Here is a 15,092-nt window from a genome sequence, read left to right as displayed (position 1 = left end):
AGCAGGAGGCCGGCGATGGCTCAGGAGCAGACCAAGCGTGGCGGTGGTGGTGGCGACGACGACGATTTCGCCGACAGCACGGCCGCGGGCCAGGAGCGCCGCGAGAAGCTAGCCGAGGACACCGACGATCTGCTCGACGAGATCGATGACGTCCTCGAAGAGAACGCTGAAGACTTCGTCCGGGCATACGTCCAAAAGGGCGGACAGTGACCTGGCCCTTCTCTGACCGCCTGTTCACCAACTCCTCACTCCCGGCAAATCCCGCCGTAGACCTGTCGTCGTTTGCTGACTTCCTGCGCCGTCAAGCGCCGGAGCTGTTGCCGGCGAGTCTCGGTGGCGCGCAAGCCGGCGGGGTCGGCTCGCAGCTGCCGCACGGCACCACCATCGTGGCCCTGAAATATCCCGGTGGCGTTGTCATCGCCGGCGACCGTCGCTCGACCCAGGGCAACATGATCGCCGGGCGTGACGTGAAAAAGGTGTACGTCACCGACGACTACACCGCCACGGGCATCGCAGGCACCGCGGCCATCGCCGTCGAGTTCGCCCGCCTCTACGCCGTGGAACTCGAGCACTACGAAAAGCTCGAAGGTGTGCCGCTCACATTCGCCGGCAAGGTGAACCGGCTCGCGATCATGGTGCGCGGAAACCTGGCCGCCGCGATGCAGGGCCTGGTGGCCCTCCCGCTGTTGGCGGGCTACGACATCGACGCGCCCGACCCCGAGGGTGCCGGCCGGATCGTCTCGTTCGACGCCGCCGGCGGCTGGAACTTGGAAGAAGAGGGCTACCAGTCGGTGGGTTCGGGGTCGATCTTCGCCAAGTCGTCGATCAAGAAGCTGTACTCGCAGGTCGTCGATGCCGATTCCGCGGTGCGGGTGGCCGTCGAGGCGCTGTACGACGCCGCCGATGACGATTCGGCCACCGGCGGTCCCGATTTGGTGCGCGGTATCTACCCGACGGCGGTCACCATCGGTGCCGAAGGGGCGGCCGAGGTGCCCGAGCGGCGGATCGCCGAGCTGGCCCGCGAAGTCATCGAAAGTCGCTCGCGCGCAGATACTTTCGGCCCCGATGGCGGTGAGAAGTGAGCTTTCCTTATTTCATATCGCCCGAGCAGGCGATGCGCGAGCGCAGCGAGCTCGCACGCAAAGGCATCGCACGCGGCAAGAGCGTGGTCGCGCTGGTCTACGCCGGTGGTGTGCTGTTTGTGGCGGAGAACCCGTCGCGGTCCCTGCAGAAGATCAGCGAGCTCTACGACCGCGTGGGCTTCGCGGCCGCGGGCAAGTTCAACGAGTTCGACAATCTGCGGCGCGGCGGAATCCAGTTCGCCGACACCCGGGGCTACGCCTACGACCGCCGCGACGTCACCGGGCGCCAGCTGGCCAACGTCTACGCCCAGACCTTGGGCACCATCTTCACCGAGCAGGCCAAGCCGTACGAGGTGGAATTGTGCGTCGCCGAGGTGGCGCACTACGGCGAGACGAAACCGCCTGAGTTGTACCGCATCACCTACGACGGGTCGATCGCCGACGAACCGCATTTCGTGGTGATGGGCGGTACGACGGAGCCGATCACCACCGCGCTCAAGGAGTCCTACGCCGAGAACGCCGACCTGCGCGACGCGACGCAGATCGCCGTGAAGGCGTTGCGGGCCGGCAGTGCGGAGGGTTCCAACGGGGATCTTTCTCCGGATGTAGGCAGCCTGGAGGTTGCCATCCTGGACGTCAGCCGGCCGCGGCGGGCGTTCCGGCGGATCAACCGGGCCACCCTGGAAAGCCTGCTGCAAGAGGGGGATTCGAAGCAGCCGGAAACCAACGGCGAAGCACCGGATTCCAACGGCGACTCCGCGGGCTGAATCGGGCGTGTCCGCGCGTGTTCGCTATCGGCAGAACACCGAGCGCACGGGTGCGGTTCTGGGACCGCTGGTGCCCAGGGTGCTGGTGAGCTCTCGCGGGCGGCGCCAACGGGCCGCGGGAAACTCGTCGGGGCCCGTAGGCGCGGCTTCCGTGCCCTCCCGGTGAGACAACCAGTACCCTCGATTACGTGCAGCGACGAATTATGGGCATCGAGACCGAGTTCGGTGTCACCTGCACCTTCCACGGCCATCGCCGCCTGTCCCCGGACGAGGTCGCCCGTTATCTCTTCCGGCGCGTCGTGTCCTGGGGGCGCAGCTCCAACGTCTTCCTCCGCAACGGTGCCCGGCTGTATCTCGACGTGGGCAGCCACCCCGAGTACGCGACGGCCGAATGCGACAGCCTGGTGCAGCTGGTCACCCACGACCGGGCCGGCGAATGGGTGCTGGAAGACCTGCTCATCGACGCCGAACAGCGGCTCGCCGACGAGGGCATCGGCGGGGACATCTACCTGTTCAAGAACAACACCGATTCGGCGGGCAACTCCTACGGCTGCCACGAGAACTACCTGATCGTGCGGGCTGGCGAGTTCTCCCGGATCTCCGATGTGTTGCTGCCGTTCCTGGTCACCCGACAGCTGATCTGCGGGGCCGGCAAGGTGCTGCAAACCCCCAAGGCGGCGACCTTCTGCCTTTCCCAACGTGCCGAGCACATCTGGGAGGGCGTCTCCTCGGCCACCACCCGCAGCAGGCCCATCATCAATACCCGCGACGAGCCGCACGCCGACGCCGAGAAGTACCGGCGGTTGCACGTGATCGTCGGCGACTCCAACATGTGCGAGACCACCACGATGCTCAAGGTGGGCACCGCGGCGCTGGTGCTGGAAATGATCGAGGCCGGCGTTCCCTTCCGCGACTTCTCGCTGGACAACCCCATCCGCGCCATCCGGGAGGTCAGCCACGATGTCACCGGCCGGCGCCCGGTGCGGCTGGCCGGCGGGCGTCAGGCCAGCGCGTTGGACATCCAGCGCGAGTACTACACCCGCGCCGTCGAACACCTGCAGACCCGGGAGCCCAACGCCCAAATCGAGCAGGTGGTGGACCTGTGGGGGCGTCAGCTCGACGCCGTCGAGAGCCAGGACTTCGCCAAGGTCGACACCGAAATCGACTGGGTGATCAAGCGCAAGCTGTTCCAGCGCTACCAGGACCGCTACAACATGGAGCTGTCCGACCCCAAGATCGCCCAGCTGGACCTGGCCTATCACGACATCAAGCGGGGGCGCGGCGTGTTCGACCTGCTGCAGCGCAAGGGCCTTGCGGCGCGCGTGACCACCGACGAGGAAATCACGGAGGCGGTCGACCATCCGCCCCAGACCACCCGCGCCCGGCTGCGTGGCGAGTTCATCAGCGCCGCCCAGGCCGCGGGCCGCGACTTCACCGTCGACTGGGTGCACCTCAAGCTCAACGACCAGGCCCAACGCACCGTGCTGTGCAAGGACCCCTTCCGGGCGGTCGACGAGCGGGTCAAGCGGCTGATCGCCAGCATGTAGCTCACCGCTCTCCATTGGTCGCACGTCACACCAGCCCGCCGTGGTTGTCCATGCTCGCGCCGGAAACGTGATAGCGCCGGCGCTATCAAATCCTCAAAGGCTGAGGTGCCCGCCAGCTCGTGACTGATGTGGCGATTGTTAATGCTGCGACTCGCCAGCCGGTGCAGGCGCGGCGCGCGCGCCAGCTATAACCTGGTGCGAATGGCGACCTCGAAAGTCGAGCGGTTGGTCAATCTCGTCATCGCCCTGCTGTCCACCCGCGGCTACATCAGCGCGGAGAAGATCAGGTCCAGCGTGGCCGGGTACGCGGACAGTCCCAGCGCCGAGGCGTTCTCCCGCATGTTCGAGCGCGACAAGAACGAGCTGCGCGATCTGGGCATACCGCTGGAGGTCGGCAGGGCGTCGGCCCAGGACCCCACCGAGGGCTACCGCATCAACCGCGACGCCTACTCGTTGCCGGCAGTCGAGCTGACTTCGGACGAGGCGGCCGCGGTAGCCGTCGCGACGCAACTGTGGGAGTCGCCCGAACTGATCACCGCCACCCAGGGCGCGTTGCTCAAGCTGCGTGCCGCCGGGGTGGACGTCGACCCGGACGCGCCGGTGGCCATCGCCTCCCCGGCCGGCGTGCCCGGGCTGCGCGGGTCGGAGGAGGTTCTCGGAGTCCTGTTGTCGGCCATCGATTCCCGGCAGGCGGTGCAGTTTCCGCACCGGCCGTCGCGCGCCGATCCGTACAGCATGCGCACCGTGGAACCGTGGGGCGTCGTGACCCAGAAGGGTCGCTGGTATCTGGTGGGCCACGACCGCGATCGCGACGCAACTCGCACCTTTCGGCTGTCGCGGATCGGTGCCGACGTCAGGCCGATCGGCCCGCCCGGGCTGGTCGTTGTACCCGAGGACGTGGACCTGCGCCAGATCGTCGCCCGCACGGTGGCCGAGATCCCGACCGGGGGGCAGGCGCGGGTGTGGGTGGCCGACGGGCGGGCCACCGCGCTGCGGCGCGCCGGGAGGTCCACCGGCACGCGGCAACTGGGCGGCCGCGACGGCGAGGTGGTCGAGATCGACATCGGATCCAGTGACCGGTTGGCGCGCGACATCGCCGGCTATGGGGCCGACGCCGTCGTGCTCGAGCCGCAGTCACTGCGCGACGACGTGCTGGCGCGGCTGCGCGCGCACGTGGAGGAGGCGAATCGCCCATGACTCCCATATCCACGCGATTGATCCGGCTGCTCAATATGGTGCCGTATTTCCAGGCCAACCCGCGGGTCACCCGGGCAAAGGCGGCCGCCGACCTCGGGGTATCCGCCAAGCAACTGGAAGAGGACCTCAACCAGCTGTGGATGTGCGGCCTGCCCGGCTACTACCCGGGCGACCTGATCGACTTCCAGTTCTCCGGCGACACGATCGAGGTGACGTTCTCCGCGGGCATCGACCGGCCGCTCAAGCTCACCTCGCCGGAGGCCACCGGTCTGTTGGTGGCGCTGCGGGCACTCGCCGATATCCCGGGCGTCGTCGACCCGGAGGCGGCGCGCAGCGCGATTGCCAAGATCGAGGCCGCGGCCGGCGCCATCGGGCACGACGCCACCGGCTCGGTGGCAGCGGTCGACGAGCCCGCGCCCGCGGAAAGCCGAGCGGCGGCCGCGGTCCGCGCGGCCGTACAGCACAAACGCGCGCTGGCCATCGACTATTACTCCGCGTCGCATGACACCCTTACCAGCCGGATCGTCGACCCCGTCCGGGTACTGCTGATCGGCGGCCACAGCTACCTGGAGGCCTGGTCACGGGAGGCCGACGGGGTGCGACTGTTCCGCTTCGACCGGATCGTCGATGCCACCGAGTTGGACGAGCCGGCGGCTCCACCCGAACTGGCGCTGCAGGCGCCGCCGGACACGTCGTTGTTCGACGGAGATCCGTCGCTGCCGTCGGCCAAACTGCGGGTCGCGCCTTCGGCGTCGTGGATGTTCGAGTACTACCCGATGCGTGAGGTGCGGGAGTTGCCGGACGGATCCTGCGATGCGGTGATGACCTACGCCTCCGAGGACTGGATGACGCGCCTGGTGCTCGGCTTCGGGTCGGACGTGCGGGTCCTTGAACCGGAGTCACTCGCGAGACGTGTCCGGGATGCGGCGGCCGCGGCGTGCGAGTCCTATCAGGCGCTAACCCGCTGAGGTCACGGCGCGGGCGGCCCGGTGGACCGTCGCACTGCGGTAGCATCGGGTAGACGTCTGGAGGTAATCAAAGTGGGCAGTCTTAGTCCGTGGCACTGGGCGATCCTCGCTGTGGTGGTGATCCTGCTTTTCGGTGCCAAGAAGCTCCCCGATGCAGCACGTTCGTTGGGCAAGTCGATGCGCATCTTCAAGTCTGAGCTGCGCGAAATGCAGACCGAGAACAAAGCGGAGTCGTCGGCCCTGGAGACCAACAGCGCGACGAACAGCGCCCCCTCCGCGGCGAACCCCACTCCCGTGCAGTCGCAGCGGGTCGACGCCCCGGCAGCGGCTCCCGAGCAGGGGCACTCCGAAGCACACCCTGCGTAGCCGGCCATCGTCGTCGCGGTGCCCGAACGCCACTGAACGAGCGTCGTGAAAGTTTTCAAGGTTTCAGCGCGCACTGCCGGCGTGCTGAAGCGCCTCAATCCGCGTAACAGGCGCAGCCGCGCCAATCCCGACGCGACGATGTCGCTTGTCGACCACCTCACCGAGCTGCGCACCCGGTTGCTGTTCTCGCTGGCCGCCATCCTGATCACCACGATCTTCGGGTTCTTCTGGTATTCGCACTCGATCTTCGGCCTGGAAAGCCTCGGCGAGTGGCTGCGCCACCCCTACTGCTCGCTGCCCCAATCGGCACGCGCCAGCATCAGCGCCGACGGTCAGTGCCGACTGCTGGCCACGGCGCCGTTCGACCAGTTCATGTTGCGGCTCAAGGTCGGGCTGACCGCCGGGGTCGTGCTGGCCTGCCCGGTGTGGTTCTACGAACTCTGGGCGTTCATCACGCCGGGGCTGTACCAAAAGGAGCGTCGCTTCGCGGTCGGGTTCGTGATCCCAGCGGCGCTGCTGTTCGTCACGGGCGCGATCCTGGCCTACTTCGTGCTGTCCAAGGCGCTGGGCTTCTTACTGACGGTCGGCAGCGACGTGCAGGTGACCGCGCTGTCCGGGGACCGGTACTTCGGGTTCCTGATCAACCTGTTGGTGGTGTTCGGCGTCAGCTTCGAATTCCCGTTGCTGATCGTCATGCTCAACATGACGGGTGTGCTGCCCTACGAGCGACTCAAGTCCTGGCGGCGCGGCTTGATCTTCGGGATGTTCGTGTTCGCCGCAATCTTCACGCCCGGGTCCGACCCGTTCTCGATGACCGCGTTGGGCGTGGCGCTGTCGGTGCTTCTCGAGTTCGCCATCCAGATCGCCCGCCTGCACGACAGGCGGAAGGCCAAGCGCGAAGCGCGGACCGCGATCCCGGACGATGAGGCATCGGTCATCGAGCCGCCCGCACCGATACAGGACCCGGTCTGGGAGCCGTCGTTCACCGGCCAGCATGACGATGTCACCTAAACCGTCGGTGCCACAGGACGTGACGGAGCTCGTCGAGCTGACCCGGTTCACCGCTGAATTGCCCTTTGCGCTGGACGGCTTTCAGCGGCGGGCGTGCGCCGCGCTCGAGCGCGGTCACGGCGTGCTGGTCTGCGCGCCGACCGGGGCCGGCAAGACGGTGGTGGGCGAGTTCGCCGTGCACCTGGCGCTGGCCGCGGGCGGAAAGTGCTTCTACACCACGCCGCTCAAGGCGCTGAGCAATCAGAAGCACACCGATCTGACCGCGCGCTACGGCCGCGACCGGATCGGCCTGCTCACCGGCGACATGTCGGTGAACGCCGACGCTCCCGTGGTGGTAATGACCACCGAGGTGCTGCGCAACATGCTCTACGCCGATTCGCCTGCGCTACAAGGGCTTTCCTACGTGGTGATGGATGAGGTGCATTTCCTGGCCGACCGGATGCGCGGCCCGGTATGGGAGGAAGTGATCCTGCACCTGCCCGACGAGGTGCGAGTGGTCAGCCTGTCGGCGACGGTGAGCAACGCCGAGGAATTCGGCGGCTGGATCCAGACCGTGCGGGGCGATACGACCGTGGTGGTCGACGAGCATCGGCCGGTGCCGCTGTGGCAACACGTCTTGGTGGGCAAGCGGCTTTTCGACCTGTTCGACTACCGAAACCCGGAAGCCGGCGAGCAACCGACGGCCGTCCGCGAGGCGCGCGTCAACCCGGACCTGACGCGCCACATCGCGCACCGCCGCGAGGCGGACCGGATGTCGGACTGGCGAAGCCCCCGCCGGGAGGCGGGAAGGCGTGGCGGCGGACGCGGTACGCCCGGCCGGCCGCGGTTCTATCGGCCGCCCGGCCGGGCGGACGTGATCGCGACGCTGGACTCCGAGGGGCTGCTGCCGGCGATCACGTTCGTGTTCTCCCGCGCCGGCTGTGACGCCGCCGTTCAGCAGTGCCTGCGCTCGCCGCTCCGGCTGACCACCGAGGAGGAGCGCGCGCAGATCGCCGAGGTGATCGAGCACCGGTGCGGTGATCTTGCCGACGCCGACCTGGCGGTGCTCGGCTACTACGAGTGGCGCGAAGGGCTGATGCGCGGTCTGGCGGCCCACCACGCCGGGATGTTGCCGGTTTTCCGGCACACCGTCGAAGAGCTGTTCACCGCCGGGCTGGTCAAGGCGGTCTTCGCCACCGAGACCTTGGCGCTCGGCATCAACATGCCGGCCCGCACGGTGGTGCTCGAACGGCTGGTGAAGTTCAACGGCGAGCAGCACATGCCGCTGACGCCGGGGGAGTACACGCAGCTGACCGGGCGCGCCGGGCGGCGCGGCATCGACGTCGAGGGCCACGCAGTGGTGCTCTGGAATCCCGCCGAAGAAACCACCGAACCGTCCGCGGTCGCGGGATTGGCTTCGACCCGCACGTTCCCGCTGCGCAGCTCGTTCGCCCCGTCCTACAACATGACGATCAACCTGGTGCAGCAGATGGGTCCCGAGCAGGCCCATCGGCTGCTGGAGCAGTCGTTCGCCCAGTATCAGGCCGACCGCTCGGTCGTCGGCCTGGTCCGCGGCATCGAGCGCGGCAACGCGATGCTCGGCGAGATCGCCGCCGAGCTGGGCGGGCCCCAGGCGCCGATCCTCGACTACGCCCGGATGCGTGCGCGCATCAGCGAGATGGAGCGCGCGCAGTCCCGCGCGTCGCGGCTGCAGCGCCGGCAGGCGGCCAGCGACGCGCTGGCCGCGCTGCGGCGCGGGGACATCATCAACATCACCCACGGCCGGCGCGGCGGGCTGGCGGTGGTCTTGGAATCGGCCCGCGACGGCGACGACCCGCGCCCGTTGGTGCTCACCGAAAACCGTTGGGCGGGCCGGATTTCGACGGCCGACTACTCGGGAGCGGCGGCCCCGGTCGGTTCGATGCCGTTGCCCAAGCGGGTGGAGCACCGCCAACCGCGCGTCCGTCGTGACCTGGCGTCCGCGCTGCGGTCGGCGGCTGCCGGATTGGCCGTTCCGGAGAGGCGGCGCAGCGGCCGCGGCGACCACGACGGCTTCCACGACCCCGAGCTGGCGTCGTTGCGAGAGGAGCTTCGTCGGCACCCGTCACACAACGACGCCGGCCTGGAATCCCAAGTCCGGCAGGCCGAGCGCTACCTGCGCATCGAACGGGACAACGCCCAGCTGGAGAAAAAGGTCGCCGCCGCGACCAATTCGCTGGCGCGGACGTTCGACCGGATCGTGGGCCTGCTCACCGAGCGTGGCTTCATCCAAGGCCCGGACACCGATCCCCACGTCACCGACGACGGCCGGCTGCTGGCCCGCATCTACAGCGAGAGCGACCTCCTGGTGGCCGAATGCCTGCGCACCGGCGCGTGGGCCGATCTGAAGCCCGCCGAGCTGGCCGCGGTGGTCTCGACGGTGCTGTACGAGACCAGGGGCGGTGAGGGCCCGCGGGCGGCGTTCGCCGCCGAGGCGCCGACCCAGCAAGTGCGGCAGGCGCTGCAGCAAACGTCCCGGCTGTCGTATGCGCTGCGCACCGACGAGCAGACGCACCGGATCGCACCCAGTCGGGAGCCCGACGACGGTTTCGTCAACGTCATCTATCGCTGGGCCAAGACCGGCGACCTGGCCGCTGCGCTGGCGGCCGTCGACCCGGCCGGCACCGGCTCGCCGCTGCTGGCGGGGGATTTCGTGCGCTGGTGCCGCCAGGTGCTCGATCTGTTGGACCAGGTTCGCAACGCCGCCCCGGACCCCGAGCTGCGGGCCACCGCCAAGCGCGCCATCAATGACATTCGGCGCGGCGTCGTCGCTGTTGACGCCGGGTAGGCTGAGCCGAAGCTACCGTAGATGCGGAAATCACAACGCCGATGATTCGTGCCGAGACACAAGGGGCTGAGGAGAGACGATGAGCGGACCGCAGGGACCGGAACAGCAGTGGCAACCGCCCGGCCAGGGTGGCGATCACTCCTCCGAGCCGACGCAGGTCGGTTCGCCCTGGCAGCAGCAGCCAGGCCAGGAGGCGACCTGGCAGGCGCCGGCGTACACGCCGCCCGCCGATTACCCGCAGTACCAACAGCCGGCCGAACAGGCGTACCCGCAGCAATATCCGCAGCAGCCCGGATATCAGCAGCCCGGGCAGTACGGGCAGCCCGGCCAGTACGGGCAGCCGGGGCAGTACGGCCAGCCGGGCCAGTACCAGCAGCCGGGGCAGTACGGGCAGCCGGGGCAGTACGGCCAGCCGGGCCAGTACGGGCAGCCCGGGCAATACGGTCAGCCGGGCCAGTACCCGCACCAGTACGCGCCGTACGACCAGCAGCCGGCCAAGAAGCGGTCGGTCGGCGTGATCGCCGGTGTGGGTGGTGTGATCGCCTTCCTGCTCATCGCGGTCGTGCTGATACTCGGCTTCTGGCAGCCCGGGTTCTTCGTCACCACCAAGCTGGACGTCAACAAGGCGCAGACCGGTGTGCAGCAGGTCCTGTCCGACGAGACCAACGGCTATGGGGCCAAGAACGTCCAGAACGTCAAGTGCAACCACGGCCAGAACCCCACCGTCAAGAAGGGGGCCACCTTCGACTGCGACGTCAGCATTGACGGCGCCCCCAAGCACGTCACGGTGACTTTCCAGGACAACAAGGGCACCTACGAGGTCGGCCGCCCGCAGTAGCCGGTTACGTCGGCAGCGCGTCGAGCGCTTTCTGCAACCGGGCTATCGAGGACCCGACGCCCAGTTTGGTCGCCAACTTCGCGGTGCGTTGCGGGTCGTCGGCCACCAGGGGTAGCGCGTCGGTCGGCGTCGACAGGCTGACGGGCGCGTCGGTGGCGACCCGCACCACCTGCCCTGCGGCCTCGATGTAGTCGGCCGCGCCCAGCAGTTTCGAGCGCAATCCCTTGGCCATCTTCGACTTCGGATCGTGGGCGGCCGCCAGGATTTGTTCCAGCGACCCATGCTGAGCCAGCAGGGTCGCCGCCGTCTTCTCACCGACGCCGGGGACGCCCGGCAGGCCGTCGGACGGATCGCCGCGCATCAGCGCGAATTCGGCGTAGGCCGGCCCCGCCCGATGCTCCGGCACACCGTAGTGTTCGGCGACCTCAGGCGGCCCGAACAGGGTGGCTTTGGTCAGCCCGCGGCCCAGGTAGAGCACCCGGACCGGAACCGGATCGTCCGACACCACCTGCAGCAGGTCGCGGTCGCCACTGACCACAACCACCGGGTCACGGCGTTCTCGGGCGGCCAGCGTGCCGAGCACATCGTCGGCCTCGAATCCTTCGGCGCCCGCGGTCGGGATCCCGAAGGCGTCCAACAGGTCCATGATCATGTCGATCTGCGGTGTCAGGTCGTCGGGGACCTCCTCGACGTCCGGCTCGCCTGCGGGCTCCGGCTGCGCGACGCGATGCGCCTTGTAAGAGGGGACGAGGTCCACCCGGAACTGCGGTCGCCAGTCCAGGTCCAGGCAGACCACCAGCCGGCTGGGGCGTTGTTGGTTGATCACCACGGCCATCGAGTCGATGAACCCGCGCACGGCGTTGACGGGCCGGCCGTCTGGGGCGGTGATCGAGGACGGCACCCCGAAATACGACCGGAACCACATGCTGGCCCCGTCGAGCAGTAATAGCGGCGCAGGCATGCTGGCTATCCTGCCAGCGCCGACGCCTACCGGTTAGCCTGGCTGCCATGGAATCTCATCGGTTCGGCGCCGGGGTGTATGCCCGCCGGCTGGCGGCGGCCGCCGCGGCGACCGCCGACGCGGGGTTGTCCGGGCTGGTGATCACCCCCGGGTACGACCTGCGTTACCTCGTCGGGTCGCGCGCCCAGACGCTCGAGCGGTTCACCGCGCTGGTTCTGCCGGCGTCCGGCGACCCGACGGTGGTCGTCCCGCGGCTCGAGCTGGCCTCGCTCAAGGGGTCGGCCATCGCGGAACTGGGTCTGGCGGTGCGGGATTGGGTGGACGGGGACGACCCTTACCAACTGGTCGGGGCGGCGTTCGGCGGCGGTCCCGCGGCAACCGCCGTCACCGATTCCATGCCGGCCCTGCACCTGCTGCCGCTGGCCGGCGTGCTCGGGGTGCTGCCCGTCCTGGCCACCGACGTGATGCGCACGCTGCGGATGGTCAAGGAGGAAGGCGAAATAGACGCGCTGCGCAAAGCGGGCGCGGCTATCGACCGCGTGCATGCCCGGGTGCCGGAATTTTTGGTCCCCGGCCGCACCGAGGCCGACGTAGCCGCCGACATCGCGGAAGCGATTGTCGCCGAAGGGCATTCAGAGGTGTCGTTCATCATCGTCGGCTCCGGACCGCACAGCGCCGACCCACACCACGGCTACTCGGACCGCGAACTGCAAGTCGGCGACATCGTCGTCGTCGACATCGGCGGGGCGTACGAGCCTGGGTATCATTCCGACTCGACCCGCACCTACAGCATCGGCGAACCGAATTCTGAAGTGGTGCAGCGCTATTCGGTGCTCCAGCGCGCTCAACGCGCGGCCGTCGAGGCGGTCCGCCCCGGCGTGAAGGCCGAGGCAGTCGACGCGGCCGCCCGCGATGTGCTGGCCGACGCCGGGCTGGCCGAGTATTTCGTGCACCGCACCGGTCACGGCATCGGCCTCTCGGTTCACGAGGAGCCCTACATCGTCGCGGGCAACGACCTGCCGCTGGCCGCGGGCATGGCCTTCTCCATCGAGCCGGGCATCTACTTCCCGGGCCTATGGGGTGCCCGTATCGAGGACATCGTCGTCGTGACCGAAGACGGCGGCCTGGCCGTCAACAATCGACCACACGAGCTGATCGTGGTGCCAGCGGCTTAGCATCCGGGCGGGCGCGTACGTTTGGGCTTGATGTCACTTCTGGATCTGACTCTTCTTCCAATTCGCCTCGCACGCCACATCGCCGACACGCTGGTGCATCCCGCCGCAACGGCACCCACGCCACCAGCTGAACTCCTCGTGGTCGGCGGGATGCCCGAGGGTGTGCCGCCGGCGGCCCTGCGCCCCGAGCCGCAACTTCCGGTGCCGTCGGGATGGCCGTTCGGCGAGGAGTTTCCGCGCACGTGCGGCACCGGCCGCCTCGCCGGCGGTGCCCTCTTTTGGACCGACTTCCTCTACGACGACCACGGCGCGACCGGCCTGCCAATCGGCGACCTGAAGGTGCAGGCACCGCCCCGCGGCACCTACATCTATCCCGACGGCCCCGCGGCCCGCAACGGCGCCGACATCTTCCGCGTCGCGATCGGGCTCACCGCGACCCACACATGGTGGCGGATCGACTGGAACACGCTGCTGGACGCGTCGGTCCCCATCGCGCTGTTCACCCTCGATACCGGCCCCGCCCGGACCGCTCCCGAGCAGTGGCCCGCCGGGGCGGGGGTGCGCTCGGCCGGGATCGACATGGCCCTGCTGGTTTCGGGCAGTGGCGCCGCGCTGATCGATCTGACCACCGAGTCCACGACGCCCGTAGAGCACAGCGTCGACATGGGATCGCGAACGTTCCTGGCGCAGGTGCCGCGGAGCCTGCTGGAGCCGGCCGGCGACTGGACGGTGCGGTTGGCGGCGGGGCTGGCCAACGCCGCAGGTGACGGGTTCGCCGACGTGCCCGCCGAGCGTGGCGCGTTGCCCGGGCAGCCCAACGTCTACAACGTCGCGTTCCGCACCAACGAACAGGAGCCGCCGCACCTGAACTTCTGGTCGGATTCCGCCCAGGCCGAGGCCTTGACCCGCGGCGACGTGTCGAAGTTCGCCGTGACCGTGGCGTGGGATCGGCTGGCGGCCGGCGAGACCGCTGCCGAGCCGGTGATCACCGGCCCGTCGACGCGGTGGTACGTGTCCTCGGTCGAGCTGGGCCAGGGTGTCGCCGCGGATGACGTCTTGAGCACCAAGCCGCAGTTTCTCGGTCGGGTGCAGCCGTATTCGGTATGCCTGCCGTCGACTTTCAAGCCGGGCCGCACGCTGCCGCTGACCCTGCTGCTGCATTCGCTCGCCCTGGGGCAGAGCCAGTTCGCCGCCATCGACCCCCGTTTGCTGCACCAGGTGTGCGAGGGCCGCGACTCGGTGGTGGTCACGCCGCTGGCCCGAGGCCCGTCGACGTGGTACTTCGACACCGGAGAACTCGACGTCTGGGAAGTCTGGGCTCGCGTCGCCGAACAATTGGGCACCGATCCCGATCGCACCGTGATCTCGGGCTACTCGATGGGCGGTTATGCGGCCTACAAGCTGGGATTGACTTATCCGCAAGTGTTTTCGCAGGCGGTTGTGCTGGCCGGCCCGCCGGCGTGCGGGGTGCGGCTGCTTCCCGACGTCGACATCCCGGCCGACCTCGACCCGGACTCGCCTTGTGCCCGCGAGGGCGATACCTGGAAACTGCTGGTGAACGCGCGCTGGCTGCCCTACGTGATTGCGCACGGGCTGGTCGACGAGCTGGTGCCGTTCCCGTCGGTCGCCGAGCAGGTGCTCGAACTCGACCGGCTTGGCTACCGGCACCGCTTCACCGTGTATCCGCTCGAGGATCACATCGCGTGGGTGTTGCAGGACAAGTTCGAAGACCCGATCGCCCACATGGAAACCGGCCTACGGCAAGCGGATCCGGGACACATCACGTTTGCGTGGCATCCGCAATCGGTGCGCGACGACCTGGGTATCGGGCCGCATCGGGTGTGGTGGCTGTCGGGCCTGACCGCGGACCCCGCGGTGACGGCACGGCGCGGGGCCATCGCCGAAGTCGACGCCCGTTCGTATGCGCGCCCGGATCCCACGCACACCGTTCAGCATCATCGCGGGTTCATCCTGAACTTCGACCCGACCCCCGGTGTGTACAGCGAACTGGACTGGCGGGTAGGCCCGCCAGTCGGTCCGCTGCCGTATCTCACGCTGCGGCTCACCGGCGTCGCCGGTATCACGGTGGATGTCCAGCGCGCCGGACTGGCCGCCTTGCCGGCGTCGACGATCACGGTGGCCACCGACACCACCGCACGGATCACGCTGAGTGGTCTGCCTGACGGGGTCCGCGTCCAACTCGACGGCCAGCCGGCTGAGCGAACCTCGGCGGTGGCGGTGGGACGGCACCGCATCACGCTGGCCGCACGGGCTGTTGATGAATGAGTTGTGGCTGCTAAAGGCCGCGACTAGCTTGGCAGAGCCATCATTGGGTGAATAGCGCCTGCGTGCGGTCTCGACCAGAATTTTGCGC

The 15,092-nt window shown here is 68.6% G+C and carries 13 protein-coding genes; 12 read left to right on the top strand and 1 reads right to left on the bottom strand.

Features of this window, described 5'->3' with window-relative positions:
* Positions 1 to 15: 15 nt before the first annotated feature.
* The 10 genes from H7J89_RS03090 (at position 16) to H7J89_RS03045 (ending at position 10,582) form a co-directional block, all read left to right on the top strand.
* Positions 16 to 210, top strand: a complete 195-nt coding sequence (locus H7J89_RS03090) for a ubiquitin-like protein Pup (RefSeq protein ID WP_007170369.1) — start codon at positions 16 to 18, stop codon at positions 208 to 210.
* On the top strand, positions 207 to 1,082 hold the full coding sequence (prcB, locus tag H7J89_RS03085) for a proteasome subunit beta (RefSeq protein WP_264036393.1): 876 nt from the start codon (positions 207 to 209) through the stop codon (positions 1,080 to 1,082). The genes H7J89_RS03090 and prcB overlap by 4 nt, the downstream gene beginning before the upstream one ends.
* Positions 1,079 to 1,849 carry a proteasome subunit alpha gene (prcA, locus tag H7J89_RS03080; RefSeq protein WP_264036391.1) on the top strand — a complete coding sequence of 257 codons (771 nt, stop codon included), beginning with the start codon at positions 1,079 to 1,081 and terminating at the stop codon, positions 1,847 to 1,849. Before prcB ends, prcA begins: the two co-directional genes overlap by 4 nt.
* A 188-nt stretch (positions 1,850 to 2,037) precedes the next feature.
* A complete protein-coding gene (gene pafA, locus H7J89_RS03075; RefSeq protein ID WP_156622714.1) occupies positions 2,038 to 3,396 on the top strand; it encodes a Pup--protein ligase in 1,359 nt (452 codons plus the stop codon).
* Positions 3,397 to 3,597: 201 nt separating this feature from the next.
* On the top strand, positions 3,598 to 4,593 hold the full coding sequence (locus tag H7J89_RS03070) for a helix-turn-helix transcriptional regulator (protein WP_264036388.1): 996 nt from the start codon (positions 3,598 to 3,600) through the stop codon (positions 4,591 to 4,593).
* Positions 4,590 to 5,561: a helix-turn-helix transcriptional regulator gene (locus tag H7J89_RS03065; protein WP_264036386.1), complete on the top strand. Its 972-nt coding sequence runs from the start codon at positions 4,590 to 4,592 to the stop codon at positions 5,559 to 5,561. The genes H7J89_RS03070 and H7J89_RS03065 overlap by 4 nt, the downstream gene beginning before the upstream one ends.
* 72 nt (positions 5,562 to 5,633) lie before the next feature.
* The gene (gene tatA, locus H7J89_RS03060) at positions 5,634 to 5,927 is read left to right on the top strand and encodes a Sec-independent protein translocase subunit TatA (protein WP_264036384.1); all 294 of its coding nucleotides are present in this window, start codon (positions 5,634 to 5,636) and stop codon (positions 5,925 to 5,927) included.
* Positions 5,928 to 5,972: 45 nt separating this feature from the next.
* The gene (tatC, locus tag H7J89_RS03055) at positions 5,973 to 6,938 is read left to right on the top strand and encodes a twin-arginine translocase subunit TatC (RefSeq protein WP_264036382.1); all 966 of its coding nucleotides are present in this window, start codon (positions 5,973 to 5,975) and stop codon (positions 6,936 to 6,938) included.
* A 19-nt stretch (positions 6,939 to 6,957) separates the two neighbouring features.
* Positions 6,958 to 9,744, top strand: coding sequence for a DEAD/DEAH box helicase (locus H7J89_RS03050; protein WP_264036379.1), 2,787 nt, complete (start codon positions 6,958 to 6,960; stop codon positions 9,742 to 9,744).
* Between the two features lie 79 nt (positions 9,745 to 9,823).
* Positions 9,824 to 10,582: a DUF4333 domain-containing protein gene (locus H7J89_RS03045; protein ID WP_264036377.1), complete on the top strand. Its 759-nt coding sequence runs from the start codon at positions 9,824 to 9,826 to the stop codon at positions 10,580 to 10,582.
* A 4-nt stretch (positions 10,583 to 10,586) separates the two neighbouring features.
* Here the strand turns inward: H7J89_RS03045 and H7J89_RS03040 are convergent, their stop codons facing one another.
* Positions 10,587 to 11,543 (bottom strand): 5'-3' exonuclease, encoded by a 957-nt coding sequence (locus H7J89_RS03040; protein ID WP_264036375.1) that lies wholly within the window; start codon positions 11,541 to 11,543, stop codon positions 10,587 to 10,589.
* A gap of 47 nt (positions 11,544 to 11,590) precedes the next feature.
* Between H7J89_RS03040 and H7J89_RS03035 the strand changes: the two genes are divergently transcribed.
* Positions 11,591 to 12,718, top strand: a complete 1,128-nt coding sequence (locus H7J89_RS03035) for a M24 family metallopeptidase (protein WP_264036373.1) — start codon at positions 11,591 to 11,593, stop codon at positions 12,716 to 12,718.
* Positions 12,719 to 12,748: 30 nt separating this feature from the next.
* Positions 12,749 to 15,004 carry an alpha/beta hydrolase-fold protein gene (locus tag H7J89_RS03030; RefSeq protein WP_264036371.1) on the top strand — a complete coding sequence of 752 codons (2,256 nt, stop codon included), beginning with the start codon at positions 12,749 to 12,751 and terminating at the stop codon, positions 15,002 to 15,004.
* Positions 15,005 to 15,092: the final 88 nt, after the last annotated feature.

The organism is Mycobacterium paraffinicum (assembly GCF_025822865.1).
Taxonomy (GTDB): Bacteria; Actinomycetota; Actinomycetes; order Mycobacteriales; family Mycobacteriaceae; genus Mycobacterium; species Mycobacterium paraffinicum.
This window is presented reverse-complemented; position numbering and strand designations above follow the sequence as displayed.